Consider the following 13,285-nt stretch of genomic DNA (forward strand, 5'->3'; position numbering starts at 1 on the left):
ACTTTAGCGGACCGCGCCGACCATCCGGTTGCGACCCTCTCGTTTGGCTTGGTATAACACTTGGTCAACGGCTTGAAACAGGTCATTGATCATGGCTTTGGCATTCGTGACCTCATCATGCGGCTGCTCATGTATTGACAATACCCCGATGCTCACCGTGATGGACAGGGTCTGGTTGTCATGCGGAATGCAGATGTGATTGCTTTCGACGGCGAATCTTATTTGCTCCGCGAGAAGATCTGCTTCCTCGGAGGAGGTTTCCGGCAAATATACGATGAATTCCTCGCCCCCAAAGCGGGCCAGCACATCTTGAGGCCGGAGCTTCTGCTTAATCGCGTTCACCGTGCTGCAAATGACCTCATCACCAACCATATGTCCATAATTATCATTGATCAATTTGAAAAAATCGATATCCAGCAACAGGATCGAAAAAGGATTGCGCGATTCATTCTTTTTAATGACTTCATGCTCCAAATGCTGGGTCAGATATTCCCGGTTGTAGCATCCGGTTAAACCGTCTGTGATCGCCATTCGCCTCAATTTCTCATTCGTCAGATACAGCTCCTGCTGCATGGCGATCAAGGATTGATTCTGCTCATGCAGGATTTCGTTCTGCAAAGTGGTCTCATCAATCAGAAGACGCAGCTCGGTCATATCCTGAAACGAAATGATCCGCCCGACCCGATTGCCGCCGACCAGGATCGGTGAGACATGGAGATGAACGTAGCGCTCTTCGGCTTTCGTGTAAAGAACGTCGAGCTCAGTGGTCTTTAGCGGGCTTTCCCGATAATTCCGGATGAACAGCCCGATGCTGTCGGCCGGACCCTCCTTGGGAAGGATAGCCGTGATATCGAATCGATCCCCGATGCGGAGTTCGATTTCCGCAGGCAAGGACTGGTTGGTTTCAACAATGATCTCTTCGTCGTCCAGGACCACGATGCCGAGCGTGATCGTATTAATGATATCCTGGTGGGCGATGGTTACGATATCAAACACCTTGTCCCGGTGAATGGCGATGATAAAGAATAAGGCCGAACATAAAATACCCAGCGACGTCAGTCCCGGAATAACGGTATTGGAAATCGGAAAAAGCACATTAAACCAGATATCTGCCGCAATGAATGAAAGCACGACCACGATTCCTCGGAGCACCTGCTGTACCTGCTTTTTGAATCGGGCCGAATGGTTGGAAACCAGCGTCTTATAAATCAGATACAGCGAAACAAATCCGTATCCGATTAAAACCGGGGCTGTAATCCAGAAAAGCGGTCCGTAGATTCGCTCAGAATACCCGCCTAGGACAGGCTGCACAAACCATTCATGGGGATTCCATATGGTAAGCAGCGCTCCGAGCAAGGCTGGGATCGGGATCGTCAGTGATACGATCCGTTTCGGCGGCTTGGATTGATTCGTGAGCAGCAGCGTGAAGTACAGCCATCCCACCGCCAGAAAAGCCATGTCCACAAAAGCGAGTTTTACGTATAATAATTGAAGAATGGGATCCTTCGTCATCTTGATCGCAAACTGGCTGAAAGGCCATAGCATCATGGCGGAATGAAAGGCCATATAAGCTTTGTGCAGGTTCGTAATCGTAACGGAGGCAAATACGTAAACCAATAAAACAAACAGAAGGATACATACACTCAAGTCGATCCATGCCATAGCACCCAATGTACACCTCTTATGTAAAATATAATCTACTTATTCTACCATGAACGAATGGAAAATGATGTTTCTAATTTTTAACGATCAATTTAATCACGATCAATATATCTATATGAAAACATACTCTATGATAGTAACTATTGTAAAGAAATTAAATGGATAAATAAGGAGTAAAGAGATGGGAAAAGCGAATATATGGGATGCGGATTGGGAAGTTTCGAAAGAATTGGCGGGCAGATTAATATTCGGCCAATTTCCACAGCTGGCTGGAAAGCCGCTCCGTTTACTGGGGTATGGCTGGGATAATACCGTCTATGCGGTCGGAAATGAATTCACCTTTCGTTTTCCGCGCAGAAAAATAGCCGTGAATTTGCTTGAGATGGAAGGGAGAATCCTGCCACAGCTTGAGGAGTACATCGACATTCCATACTCCAAGCCGCTTTTTTTCGGGCAAGCCTCCGAAGACTTCCCTTCGCCTTTTTTAGGATATACGTATTTGGAAGGAACGTTTCCCATCGGATTGACGGATGAGCAGCGCCTCCGATCTGCCAGTTCCCTTGCGCGATTTTTAAAAGGCCTGCATGCATTTCCGGTTGCAGTCGCTCGAGCGCAAGGCGCTCAGCAGGATCACCGTAACCTGATCGACATCGCTTCCCGAAAAGAAAGGATGCTGGGTTTCTTAGGCGAGCTCAAAGTTCATTTGACAGCGGATGAAGTGCGTGTAATCGAAAGCTATTTAAGGCAGATTACGCTGGACCAGGCAAGCCCGAGAGAAGTATTCATGCACGGAGATTTGCATTTCAAAAACATGCTCGTAGACGGGACAGGCGGCATATCCGGAATCATAGATTGGGGAGACATGAATATCGGTCATCCGGGCTGTGATTTGAACATCGCTTACAGCTTTGTTCCCCCGCAAGCGCGGGCTGCCTTTTTCCAAGAATACGGGGCAGTAGATGAAGAAACAAAAATATTGGCACGGATGATCGCGGTCTATATACCGATGCTGATTCTTATACAGTCCATAAGCGATAACGATGAAAGCACAGCGAAGGAAGCCAAAGCGGTGATCTTCCGGGCGCTTATCGATGAAGACTCGGGGCAGGAAATGATGGATTAGAGGCCGAAACAGAAAGTATTCCAAGTAATGGCGGGTGATTCTTCTGTCCACAACGATCTACTTTTTTTCCAACCCAATCGGAGAGGTCACGGACCGACAATTGCAGGCGGTTCTGGACCGGTATGGTCTCGGAACCCTGATATCCTGCGAAAATCCGCTTCATGGCGTCGGTAAGCAGACCCTCATAATCCATTCTTCCACGGGCGAATATGTGCTCAAAGGGAAGCCGCTGTTTGATACGCAGTTCATTGAAGAGCAGTATTTCGTGCATAATCTGCGCTGCAGGACCGAACTGCCCGTGCCTGATCCTTATGAAGTCGATGAAACTCAACATATTTTGGCTTTTCGTTATGCTGTCATGCCTCGGCTGCCGGGAATGCATCTTTCAGGCACGGAGGCCGAACTTGAGACAGATGAGAAGAAACAAATCGCTGAACGGTATGCGGAAGGGCTGCTGCAGCTGCACAGCTGGAAAACGACCGTGTTTGGCGAATTCGCTCCTGATGAACCGGGAGATATTCGCCCTTTTGCAGGAGGATATCCGGCCTGGCTCTATGAGAGAATACGCTACTGGCTGAAGGATGCTGCGAAGTACTCCGAAATCACGGAAGCGGATGCCATTTGGGTAGAACAAGTGCTTCAAGCCTCGGCGACTGCATTCCGGCAGCTGCAAACACCATGCTTCGTGATGGGCGATTATAAAACAGATAACATCCTGATGAAGCGAACCCCGGACGGCTGGCGCTTGAGCGGCATTTTCGACTTTACGACGGGTTATTTTGGCGACGGTATCGCCGATTTGCCGCGGATGGTTGCCATGTATCTGGAACAGGGAGAGCAAGAGCTGGCCCAGCATTTGATCCGCGCGTACTATAACGGATCGGATGATCGGGAAGGCTTTCTAGACCGCTTCAGAGTCCATATGCTGCATCAGCGGGTATTGGATTGGGGATGTGCGAAAGCAACGAACAGCGTCACGTGGGATCCGCAACTTACCTTTACAGATTGGGCGTCGCCCTTTACGGAAGCTGCCACGCAGCTATTCTATCCATGAGCTGAACCCCATGCAACAAATGTAAATCCAAACGCCTGCTTGGAAAAGATTAAGATGTACATCCTGGAAGATTACTATGACCTGGATGGCAGCTATCAAAAGAGTAGAGTCTCGTATTACGAATCGGAGAAGCAGCAGCTCAAAACACATATTTTGGATGCGATCCGAATACTAAATAAATAGATATATGTAAAATAGTTCCAACAACCTATTGGAGCCACTCTACGAATCTCGTATGATGGAATAACCGCCTGGGAAAGGAGGACCGATGCAGGCGCGCTCTACAAAAGCATATATGCATTAAGCGAAAGAGCTTCTATCAATCATTTTGTATGCGCTTACTTATGATCGTTTTAGTTTCTTCCAATGAACCTTGACTGATGAGATGACATGACATGAATCTTAAGTTAGAGGAGGCTGTTCGTACATGGTATATGCGGAACCAGGACAGAATGGATCGAAAGTGACTTTTAAGAAGCGTTATGAAAATTATATCGGCGGCAAATGGATTGCTCCCGTACAGGGACAATATTTTGAAAATATATCGCCGGTGAATAACCAAGCTTTCTGCGAGGTGCCGCGTTCGACCGCGGATGATATAGAGCTGGCCCTCGATGCAGCCCACGAGGCCAAAAACACTTGGGGACGCACCTCCGTGGCAGAACGGTCGGTAATCCTCAATAAAATCGCAGACCGCATCGAGAATAATCTGGAGATGCTGGCTGTCGCGGAAACATGGGATAACGGCAAGCCGATCCGGGAGACGATGGCAGCAGATCTGCCGCTTGCGGTGGATCACTTCCGCTATTTTGCCGGCTGTATCCGGGCACAGGAGGGATCGCTCAGCCAAATCGATGACGATACGGTCGCTTATCATTTCCATGAACCGCTGGGAGTTGTGGGACAGATCATTCCTTGGAATTTCCCGCTGCTGATGGCGACCTGGAAGCTGGCGCCCGCGCTCGCAGCCGGCAACTGCGTTGTGTTGAAGCCCGCCGAACAGACGCCGGCTTCGATTCTGGTCTTGATGGAGCTCATTGAGGATCTGCTCCCTCCGGGCGTGGTGAATATCGTCAACGGCTTTGGTCTGGAAGCAGGCAAGCCGCTTGCGTCCAGCAGCAGAGTCGCTAAGGTGGCGTTCACGGGCGAAACGACCACGGGACGGCTCATCATGCAGTATGCCTCTCAAAATCTGATCCCTGTGACGCTGGAGCTTGGGGGCAAGTCGCCGAACATCTTTTTTGAAGACATTATGCGCCAGGACGATGCCTTTTTTGATAAGGCTTTGGAAGGCTTCACGCTGTTCGCACTCAATCAGGGAGAGGTGTGCACATGTCCTTCCCGCGCTCTGATTCAGGAATCTATCTACGATGAGTTCATGGAGCGTGCTTTAAAGCGCGTTGCTGCCATCAAGCAGGGGAACCCGCTGGATCCGGCGACCATGATTGGCGCCCAGGTGTCCACGGAACAGATGGAGAAAATCCTCAGCTATATCGACATCGGCAAACAGGAAGGCGCCGAATGCCTGATCGGCGGCGGGAGAGCTTCCATAGCCGGAGTTTATTCGGACGGCTATTACATACAGCCGACGGTGCTGAAAGGCGAGAATCATATGAGAATTTTCCAGGAGGAAATTTTCGGGCCGGTGGTCGCGGTGACAACCTTCAAGGACCAGGAAGAGGCGCTCGCCCTTGCGAACGACACGCTTTACGGCTTAGGGGCAGGGGTATGGACACGGGACGTGAATACGGCATACCGGGTTGGACGCCAGATTCAAGCCGGCCGTGTGTGGACCAACTGCTATCATGCTTATCCGGCGCATGCCGCTTTCGGCGGATACAAATCCTCTGGAATCGGGCGCGAGAATCATTTGATGATGCTCTCTCACTATCAGCAGACCAAAAACCTGCTCATCAGCTACAGTCCGAACAAGCTCGGATTTTTCTGAGATGGGGAGCTTCCGATGATTCCGGAGGAGAGCGGTGTTCGCAAGGTGATCGCAACGGAGGAAGCGCTTGCGTTGATTGGATTTCTTCAGGCCAAGCATGGACCGGTCATGTTTCATCAATCCGGCGGCTGCTGCGACGGCAGCTCCCCCATGTGCTTTCCTCTCGGCGAATTTCTCGTAGGGGACAGCGATGTGAAGATGGGAGAGATCGGCGGCGCTCCTTTTTACATGAGCAGAGCCCAGTACGAATACTGGAAATATACGCAGCTCATCATCGACGTCGTTCCCGGCCGGGGAGGCATGTTCTCGCTGGAGGGGCCTGAAGGCAAAAGGTTCCTGACGCGTTCCCGCGTGTTTAGCGAGGAGGAGCTGCAGGAATTGAATTTGAAATAACCGCGAATAGACGCCATTCAAGCTCCTTGAGGGATTATCCTTCGAGGAGCTTTATATGTCCGGGCACAGCGGTCCCGAATCTTAAATTAGATGCTTCCCCAGGCTTCGATTTTGCATGTATAATTCTGGTAAACCTGATGAAATGAGAAACGGAGATCCCCTGTGACAAATCTTCCATATCAAGAAAGAATCGATTCTGTCATCCGGTATATTCAGGAGAACAGCAGCGAGAAGCTGACCCTGGACCAATTGGCTGCCATATCCCATTTTTCAAAATACCATTTCAGCCGCATCTTCTCGGCAACCGTCGGCATGACGCCCGTCGCTTATGTGAACCGGGAGCGCGTCCGGAAATCCGTGCAGCTTCTGGCCGAAAGCCATCTGACCATGCTGGAAATATCCAGCCGCTGCGGCTTTGACTCGATATCCGCCTTTCATGCGGCATTCAAAAAGCATTATGGCATGTCGCCTGGAGAAATGCGGAGAAGCATCGGGCAATCGAGCAATTTTCAGGCAGACCTGAGCAATAATCCGGAAGAATCGGCATCTGCAACCCATTACAATAGGAATAGTACATCATCACTATTCACGAGGATGTGGGAACAGTTGATTCGAATCGAAGCCATGTCGGACGTCGAAGTCGCATGTGTCAGGCATACAGGCAGTTATCTGGATACGTACAAGGCCTGGGACAAGCTGAGTCAGTGGGCAGGGGAGCGCGGCTTGACCCCGGACAGAGAACGGTATATCGGGATTTCTCTCGACGATATTCGTGTAGTCGATGAACTGGCGTGCCGTTATGACGCCTGCGTCACTATACCGGAGGGCTTCGTCAAGGAGGGCAATGAAGATGTGCGATTCGCGACGCTTTCCGGCGGTTGTTATGCCGTGTATTCCTATTATGATACGATTGATAAATTCTTTCTCGCATTTCAAAACGTATATGCCATCTGGCTGCCAAACAGCGGATATGAAGCGGATGACAGGCCCTGCCTCGAAGTGTGCCTGAATGATCCCGCTAAGGATCCGGAGGGTAAGTGTAAGGTCGATCTATACGTACCGGTGAAGAAAAGAGGGATGGTTTGAATCCGAAAACATCGTTCGCGGGAAAAAGGCCGCAGCATCCCCTGCACCCCTTCGAGTGGGTGGAGTCAACGCCTGCATTGGAAGAGCTCTTGGCACTGGAACCGGCAGTTCCAGGGAATACCGTGGGTCCGCTGGATGCTGCTCAGCCGAATGGGAAGTGTACCGCAGGAAGCCTTTATTCAGAACAAGGCGGCTTCTCTTATGAGCAAAAATCGTTATATAAAAGAGCAGGCATTAGCTGGCTATATAGTTCACAAGAAAACATGGGACGGTGATAGCATGAATATCGAAGCGGCTTTTGGATCGTTTCCAGTATTGAAATCGGAAGTCATTCTCCTGAAAAAGATCGAGCTCCTCCACGTGGACGAGGTCTTTGAAATTTATGACAACGACAACGTCTTTACCTACTGCGGCATCATACCTAAGCACAACAAGAATACGGTCCAGAACATGATCGGTCACTTCGAGCGCGATTATCTGAAAAGGACAAGGATGAAATGGGGCATATTTGCCGTGCAGGAACCGGATCGATTGCTGGGGATTATCGAGGCTTTTGATTGGAATTCCAAGGTCGGATCGCTGTCAGTGGGTTACTTTTTGGCTGAGCGGCATTATGGGCAAGGAATAGCAACCGCTGCGCTGAAGCGCTTGATCTCGTTTTTGCTGGAGGAAGTCCATGTCAACCGGATTCAAGCGGAGGTGATGCCAAGCAATGAAGCCTCCAAAAAGGTGCTGCTGAAGAACGGTTTTGTGAAAGAAGGACTTTTAAGGCAAGCGGCAGTCTGGTCGGGAAAAGGAATTGTCGATCTGGAAATATACGGATTATTGAAAGCGGACTATGGGAACCGCTCTTCATGACCGAGTGTACTCGGCCGCTGATTGGAGAGCCGACGGCGAATTATGAAGCATTCCGGACTGCTTTCCGCACGAATTTATGCTACAATAATCCTAAATTGATTACAGCCGTGTGTGACTGGCGTAACGTGGGGATACCACGAGGGAGCACATGGATCATAACAGCCGTACGCCTGGGCGAAGTATTTGGTGGTTCCTTGAACCGGCCAAGTACTTTTTTCTGTTTATAACACCATTTATCGGAGGCGACTGGAATGAGCATGCTGCTTAAAACGAAAGATCTGGCGAAAGAGGTTTCGGAATCGATTATGGCCGAGGTGATCCGGCTGAAGGAAACTGGAGTCCAGCCGCGGCTGGCTACGATTTTGGTGCAGGGGGATCCCGCATCGGAGTATTATGCCAAAGCAAAAGAGAAAAAGGCCCATCAGCTGGGCATCGCTTTCGATTTGATCACATTCGGGCCTGAGGTGGACGAGCAGCGTTTGCTTGAGGAAATCGAACGACTCAACCAGGATGCGTCCGTTCACGGAATCATGCTGGAGCTGCCGGTACCCAAGCAGATCAGCGTTCAAAAATGCTCGGATGCGATCGCGCCGGTAAAAGACGTGGACGGCATATCCTCGGCGAACAAGCTGGCCTGCATGACAGGAGCCACCGGCATTTATCCGGCAACGCCGCAGGCCTGCATCCGGATCGCCAAGCACTTCGGCTTCACGCTGAAGGGTAAACACGTCGTGCTGGTAGGACGCGGCGAAACAGTCGGCAGACCGCTGATGCAGCTGCTGCTTCGTGAAAACGCCACGCTGACCGTCTGCCATTCCCATACGCAGAATCTTGCCGGCCATATCGCCAATGCCGACATTCTGATGACCGCAGCAGGGCATGCCGGACTGGTCACCGCAGACATGCTGCATCCGGAGCTGGTCGTCATCGATGCGGGAATCAATGAGACGGAAAACGGGATTACCGGGGATGTAGTTCCGGACGCGGCAGAAGCTGTCAAAGCCGTTACACCCGTGCCAGGCGGCGTAGGAACGCTGACCACGGTGATGCTGTTCGATAACCTCTTGCTGGCGATCCGCCTGCAGCAGGCGGGTCAAGCCGAGAAGACAGACGCGGCAACGCCGGTTTTTGATCAAACGATCCGGGATTTCCTGCAGTCCGCTGCATCCAGCGCACCTACGCCGGGCGGCGGCAGTATTGCCGCTTTGTCCGCAGCACTTGGGGCATCCATGGGTTCCATGGTGGCCAACATTACGAGCGGACCGAAATTCGAGCATGTCCAAGACCAGATGGCCGGAATCGTAAAGTTCATGCAGTCCGCAATGTGCGAAGCCGAAAGCTTCCTGAAGAAGGATATGGAATCATTCGCCGGCTATATGTCTGCTTTGGCTTTGCCGAAATCAACGGATGAGGAAAAGAAACTCCGCTCCACCGAGCTGCAGAAGGCTGCCGTTCAAGCTGCTTCCGTACCGCTTCACCTGATGAAAAGAAGCTGCGAAATCATGACTGAGCTGGACAAGGTAACGGATGTTGTCAATAAGAATGTCATTTCCGATCTGGGAATCGCCCTCATCAATCTGGATGCAGCGGTTCAGGCAGCGTGGATTACAGTGGAGATCAACCTGGGCAGCATCAAGGACGAGAGCGTACGCAGCTCCTTCCGGACGACGGGAGCGGAGCTTGCAAGCCGATCGGCCGAGCTGAAGCAGCGGGTATTGGATAAGATTAAGGAGAAGTTGGTGTCATCGTATTGATCATGAATCTATGGGAAGAAATCGTGAAAAGCATAGATGCTGGCGCCAGGCTGCTTCGTTCCGCCGCGCTCACAGGCGGCGTTTCCGCGGAAGTGACGATGCTGGAGATAATGAAAACAGACGGACAGAAGGAAAAGCTGGTCGTCCGTCAGCATGGTGCTGCGGACCGCAGCAGGAACCCTCAGATTGAGCAAGATGAATTCAGGCTGCTGCGCGGACTACATGCGGCGGGGCTTCCGGTTCCCCGCCCGATTTTTTGCGCCGGAACCGAAGCGCCGAAGCCCTACGTCGTCACCGAATTTGTAGAAGGACAAGTGGATATGTCGCCGGTGAACCTGATCGCAACTGTGGAGAGCATGGCTGACACGTTAACGGACATACATCAAGTGGATTGGTCACGGTACGGTCTGCATTTTCTACCGAAGCAAACGGATTGGTGCGCAGCCTTACTGGGCAAACAGCCTGCGCAGTCGGATGAATCGCTTCATGAAACTCTCATCCGCGGAATACTGGCAACGACTTGGCCGCTGCCCCATGCCCATAAGGATGTGCTTCTGCATGGGGATTACTGGCCGGGAAATCTCCTCTGGAACGAAGGGCGGCTTGCCGCCGTGATGGACTGGGAGGATGCGGCGCTGGGAGATCCGCTTTTCGATTTTGCCAATGGAAGGCTTGAAATCCTGTGGGCTTTCGGTGAAGATGCGATGCAACGATTTACGAAGAGGTATCAATCACGCTTCCCGAAGCTGGACTACTCGCTGCTTCCCTGCTTTGATCTCATGGCCGCACTCAAGCCTGCAGGCGGATTGTCCAATTGGGGACTTGAGCCGGAGATCGAGTGAAGTATGCGCGAACGTCATCGTTGGTTTACCGCCCAGGCCATCGGGCAATTGAATGTTTGAAGTACGATCACACGCTAGGACATGGTTTTCATAACGGATATACAGATAACCGGCGATAAGCCGGTTATTTTATTTTGACAACGAAGCATTTACAATGGATAGATATAGGATTCATTCCATAATCAAGAATCTGCATGAGGTAGGGATAGGTAGGAAGGAGCGCGGGGCAATGAGTAACCGGAACAAGAACGATTATTCGCCGATCCTTCATGAGAAGAGCGCCGAGTATTACTGGAAAGGGACGGGAGCGCTGTCCATCAAAACCTTCAGCGGCGGAAGGGCGATGTACCAAGCGGGACATGGGCATTTTGCGGTGGAGGAGGGCAGATATTTGCTGCTTAATCAGGGGCAGGAATACAGCATCAGCATTGAAGCGGACCGTCCTGTCGAATCCTTCTGCGTGTTTTTTCCTGAGGGCTTTGTACCGGAGGTCGGAAGGAGCTTGACGATGCCGGTGAATACACTGCTGGACGAGCCCTTTCGGTCGGATAATGGACAGATTGATTTTGTCATGAGAACCTATGAGATCCTGCCCGAGCTTTCGTGCGTTCTTCAGCAGATGAGGCTCGACTCCATGCAGCAGCTTCATGACGAAGCTCGCTTGGAGGAGCAGCTGTATGTTTTGGCCAGCGTCCTGATCGGTGAACATCTTCAGGTAAGACGCCAAATCGCTGAGCTTTCATCCATCAAAGCTTCGACACGGCAGGAATTATACCGCCGCCTTTATACGGGATATGAGTATATCCTCGCTTATTATAAGCAGCCCATCTCAGTGTCGGAGGTGGCGGAAGCAGCATGCCTGTCAACCAATCATTTCCTCAGAAGCTTTAAGCAGCTTTTTGGTGCCACACCCTACCAGATCATAAAGGAGAAACGGCTGCGGGAAGCGGAAAGGCTCCTCAGGCATACGGATTTGCAGGTGACTGAGATTTGCTTCGAGGTTGGTTTCCACAGCCAAGGTTCCTTCAGTGCTTCGTTTGCCCGGAGGTTTGGCGACAGCCCATCGGCTTACCGCCATGAGAAATGATCTTGCAGCTTTCAGCCTCCATGTCTCAAGGATCAAGACCATAAAAAAGGTGATTTTGAAGAAGTCAGCTGGCACATCCTGATCTATGCTGGTACATATCATTTATCAATCGAAAAGAGGGAATGGAGCATGAATTATCCATCGACGGAGCCATATTTTCAGGCAGCCAGGGAAGGAGATGCGGCACGGCTGCAGATGCTGCTGGGCTCGCAACCGGACCGAGCGAACATGGAAAATGAAGAAGGTTTAACTCTGTTAGGCTATGCCGCTCATTATGGGCAGGTTGAGGCGGTAAGGGTGCTTATTGAGGAAGGGGCAGATATCAATGCGGTTTCCCACTCCCGGATATCATATATTCCCTCCAATACGGCACTGCATGCAGCCATCGCCGGAGAACGAAACATGGATGTCATTCGGCTGCTGCTGAGTCATCAGGCGGATACGCGTATTTTTGACAGCAATGGGCATACATGCCTCCATACGGCAGCGTATCATGACGACAATACCGGGCTGATTCGTCTTTTACTGGAGCACGGAGCGGATATCCACGCGCGTTTGGGCGAAGGGGAATCTGCTTTGTCGTTGGCGGAGAAGCAGGGAAACCATCAGGTGGCGGAGCTGCTCAAGCAATATGGCGCATAATCGACCGTTAACAAAAGCGTCTACCGAAGGTTTTTCAAAGATGACAGACCGTTGATTCCTATGTTACAGAGATGGCCATGCTTCGAATTTAATATTATATGATATTTAAAAAAGCCCCGACTGTATCTTAGGATACGTCAGGGCTTGTCTTGTTTATGAACGGCGGCCGTCGGCATTTACTGGCGGGACGCTGCTTTTGAGCAGCATGCTGTGATACAGGTATTCAAAAATGAATTCGAACGCTTCCAGATGCTTTTTGGCTTCAAACGCGTTTTTGCCCCACGCGTAGATGCCGTGTCCGCGCAGAAGAATTCCTGGGATGCGTTCATCCAGTACGTCCGGCACCAATTCCGCGATTGACGGGATATGGGCAAAATTCGGCAGCACAGGGATGGAAACCGGCGCGTTTTCTTCCCAGATGTTAAATGCCTTAATCAGCTCGATCCCCTGGGCCGGAACCGCGCCTTGATCGCCGAACCATTCGCTGATGACATTGTTGAATACGGTATGGACGTGGAAAACGGCGCCGCAGCCGGTCATGCGGTAGATTTCACAGTGTATGAGAGTCTCCGCGCTCGGCTTCAGGCTCGTCGTTTCCACGGCGAGGCCGCTTTGATCCACGAACAGAAAGTCCTCCGGCGTGCTCAGCGATTTGTCCTTGCCGCTTGCGGTGATGGCGAAGTAGAACTTTTCCGGATCGAAATCGCCTACGCGCATGGATAAGTTGCCGCTGGTTCCGGGAAACCAGTTCTTCGCGGCAAACTGCTGCTTGATTACGCGGAGCTCGTCCAGCACCTGCTGTTTATGCTCCAGACTGATGCTTGCAAACGTCATAG

The 13,285-nt window shown here is 51.3% G+C and carries 12 protein-coding genes, 2 pseudogenes and 1 riboswitch; of the genes and pseudogenes, 12 read left to right on the forward strand and 2 right to left on the reverse strand.

The genetic code is table 11. The features are described from left to right. Positions 1-3: 3 nt before the first annotated feature. On the reverse strand, positions 4-1,647 hold the full coding sequence (locus PCH05_RS10935; RefSeq protein WP_246049472.1) for a histidine kinase N-terminal 7TM domain-containing diguanylate cyclase: 1,644 nt from the start codon (positions 1,645-1,647) through the stop codon (positions 4-6). 196 nt (positions 1,648-1,843) lie between these two features. Between PCH05_RS10935 and PCH05_RS10940 the strand changes: the two genes are divergently transcribed. The 12 genes and pseudogenes from PCH05_RS10940 (at position 1,844) to PCH05_RS10985 (ending at position 12,449) form a co-directional block, all read left to right on the forward strand. Beyond that, positions 1,844-2,785, forward strand: coding sequence for a phosphotransferase (locus PCH05_RS10940; RefSeq protein WP_127602428.1), 942 nt, complete (start codon positions 1,844-1,846; stop codon positions 2,783-2,785). A 34-nt stretch (positions 2,786-2,819) separates the two neighbouring features. Next, a complete protein-coding gene (locus PCH05_RS10945; protein WP_307719530.1) occupies positions 2,820-3,839 on the forward strand; it encodes a phosphotransferase family protein in 1,020 nt (339 codons plus the stop codon). A 39-nt stretch (positions 3,840-3,878) separates the two neighbouring features. After that, on the forward strand, positions 3,879-4,022 hold the full coding sequence (locus tag PCH05_RS27255; protein ID WP_164766619.1) for a hypothetical protein: 144 nt from the start codon (positions 3,879-3,881) through the stop codon (positions 4,020-4,022). 244 nt (positions 4,023-4,266) lie between these two features. Then, positions 4,267-5,787, forward strand: a complete 1,521-nt coding sequence (adh, locus tag PCH05_RS10950; protein ID WP_127602429.1) for an aldehyde dehydrogenase — start codon at positions 4,267-4,269, stop codon at positions 5,785-5,787. 15 nt (positions 5,788-5,802) lie between these two features. Beyond that, complete coding sequence (locus tag PCH05_RS10955) at positions 5,803-6,180, forward strand: DUF779 domain-containing protein (RefSeq protein WP_127602430.1); 378 nt, start codon at positions 5,803-5,805, stop codon at positions 6,178-6,180. Between the two features lie 162 nt (positions 6,181-6,342). Continuing rightward, a complete protein-coding gene (locus tag PCH05_RS10960; protein WP_127602431.1) occupies positions 6,343-7,266 on the forward strand; it encodes an AraC family transcriptional regulator in 924 nt (307 codons plus the stop codon). A 279-nt stretch (positions 7,267-7,545) separates the two neighbouring features. Beyond that, positions 7,546-8,124: a GNAT family N-acetyltransferase gene (locus tag PCH05_RS10965; protein WP_127602432.1), complete on the forward strand. Its 579-nt coding sequence runs from the start codon at positions 7,546-7,548 to the stop codon at positions 8,122-8,124. A gap of 101 nt (positions 8,125-8,225) precedes the next feature. Next, a riboswitch (ZMP/ZTP riboswitch) is annotated at positions 8,226-8,307 on the forward strand. A gap of 68 nt (positions 8,308-8,375) precedes the next feature. Continuing rightward, a pseudogene (locus PCH05_RS27655) lies at positions 8,376-9,212 on the forward strand (bifunctional 5,10-methylenetetrahydrofolate dehydrogenase/5,10-methenyltetrahydrofolate cyclohydrolase); the annotation flags it as partial. 60 nt (positions 9,213-9,272) lie between these two features. Further along, positions 9,273-9,878: pseudogene (locus PCH05_RS27660) on the forward strand (cyclodeaminase/cyclohydrolase family protein); the annotation flags it as partial. 2 nt (positions 9,879-9,880) lie between these two features. Beyond that, positions 9,881-10,720 carry a phosphotransferase family protein gene (locus tag PCH05_RS10975; protein ID WP_127602433.1) on the forward strand — a complete coding sequence of 280 codons (840 nt, stop codon included), beginning with the start codon at positions 9,881-9,883 and terminating at the stop codon, positions 10,718-10,720. Positions 10,721-10,949: 229 nt separating this feature from the next. Beyond that, positions 10,950-11,807, forward strand: coding sequence for a helix-turn-helix transcriptional regulator (locus tag PCH05_RS10980; protein ID WP_246049474.1), 858 nt, complete (start codon positions 10,950-10,952; stop codon positions 11,805-11,807). A 129-nt stretch (positions 11,808-11,936) separates the two neighbouring features. Beyond that, complete coding sequence (locus PCH05_RS10985; RefSeq protein ID WP_127602434.1) at positions 11,937-12,449, forward strand: ankyrin repeat domain-containing protein; 513 nt, start codon at positions 11,937-11,939, stop codon at positions 12,447-12,449. A gap of 153 nt (positions 12,450-12,602) precedes the next feature. Here the strand turns inward: PCH05_RS10985 and mtnB are convergent, their stop codons facing one another. Then, entirely contained in the window at positions 12,603-13,283 is a 681-nt protein-coding gene (gene mtnB, locus PCH05_RS10990) for a methylthioribulose 1-phosphate dehydratase (RefSeq protein WP_127602435.1), read from the reverse strand. Between the last annotated feature and the right edge of the window lie 2 nt (positions 13,284-13,285).

It is taken from the genome of Paenibacillus chibensis (assembly GCF_004001045.1).
Lineage (GTDB): Bacteria > Bacillota > Bacilli > Paenibacillales > Paenibacillaceae > Paenibacillus_AQ > Paenibacillus_AQ chibensis.

Excerpts from the sequence above, each read along its gene's own strand:
- PCH05_RS10940 (WP_127602428.1), top strand. The coding sequence starts at position 1,844 with ATGGGAAAAGCGAATATATGGGATGCGGATTGGGAAGTTTCGAAAGAA.
- adh (WP_127602429.1), top strand. The coding sequence starts at position 4,267 with ATGGTATATGCGGAACCAGGACAGAATGGATCGAAAGTGACTTTTAAG.
- PCH05_RS10955 (WP_127602430.1), top strand. The coding sequence starts at position 5,803 with ATGATTCCGGAGGAGAGCGGTGTTCGCAAGGTGATCGCAACGGAGGAA.
- PCH05_RS10965 (WP_127602432.1), top strand. The coding sequence starts at position 7,546 with ATGAATATCGAAGCGGCTTTTGGATCGTTTCCAGTATTGAAATCGGAA.
- PCH05_RS10975 (WP_127602433.1), top strand. The coding sequence starts at position 9,881 with ATGAATCTATGGGAAGAAATCGTGAAAAGCATAGATGCTGGCGCCAGG.
- PCH05_RS10980 (WP_246049474.1), top strand. The coding sequence starts at position 10,950 with ATGAGTAACCGGAACAAGAACGATTATTCGCCGATCCTTCATGAGAAG.
- PCH05_RS10985 (WP_127602434.1), top strand. The coding sequence starts at position 11,937 with ATGAATTATCCATCGACGGAGCCATATTTTCAGGCAGCCAGGGAAGGA.
- mtnB (WP_127602435.1), bottom strand. The coding sequence starts at position 13,283 with ATGACGTTTGCAAGCATCAGTCTGGAGCATAAACAGCAGGTGCTGGAC.